At 53.5% G+C, this 432-nt stretch carries 1 protein-coding gene; it reads left to right on the forward strand.

The features are described 5' to 3' along the window. The coding region (locus ACTHUR_RS21625; RefSeq protein ID WP_440400876.1) for a YihY family inner membrane protein at positions 1–432 on the forward strand (432 nt) is incomplete at both ends.

The raw sequence follows: 432 nt of genomic DNA on the forward strand, positions 1-432 counted from the left end.
CTTCTGGCTTTGGTGCCGGTATTGACGGTGATGGTGGCGGTCGCTTCGATTTTCCCTGTGTTCGACCGTTGGTCGGATTCTTTTGTTGCGTTCGTCAATCAGACTATTGTGCCGCAGGGTGCGGACATGGTGTTTGATTATATCAATGCGTTCCGCAATCAGGCGGGAAAGTTGACGGCGATCGGTAGTGTGATGCTGGTGGTGACGTCGCTGATGCTGATTCGGACGATTGACAATACGTTTAACCGGATTTGGCGGGTCAATTCGCAGCGGCCTTGGATGATGCAGTTTTTGGTGTATTGGGCGTTGCTGACTTTTGGACCGCTGTCTTTGGGTGTGGGGATTTCTTTTATGGTCGGGTCGGTGCAGGATTCTGCGCTGGCTTCGTTTGCGCCGCAATGGGCGGTGGGGTTACTGCAAACCTTGGGTACG

This window comes from Neisseria sp. P0021.S007 (genome assembly GCF_051956855.1).